Raw genomic sequence first — 263 nt, forward strand, 5'->3', positions numbered from 1 at the left:
CTTCAAGGTTGAGGTTGTGCGCCAGGTTGATCATCGCGTGCACCAGCTTGCGGTTCTCTTCGCGCATTTCCATTTCGGCAACAAAGCTGCGATCGACCTTGAGCAGCGCGATCGGCAGGCTGTTCAAGTGCACGAACGATGAGAACCCCGTGCCGAAATCATCCAGGAAAAACCGCACGCCCAGGCGCCCCAGGGCATCCATGGTCTGGCGTACCAGCTCGTTGCGACGCATGACCGCCGTCTCGGTCAGCTCGAACTCCAGC

Annotated in this window: 1 protein-coding gene; it reads right to left on the reverse strand. The window is 59.7% G+C overall.

Annotation, left to right across the window (positions count from 1 at the left end; translation table 11 throughout):
* The coding region (locus tag SB725_RS31900; protein ID WP_410923455.1) for an EAL domain-containing protein at positions 1-263 on the reverse strand (263 nt) is incomplete at both ends.

This window comes from Pseudomonas sp. SIMBA_041 (assembly GCF_046535095.1).
Lineage (GTDB): Bacteria > Pseudomonadota > Gammaproteobacteria > Pseudomonadales > Pseudomonadaceae > Aquipseudomonas > Aquipseudomonas mucoides.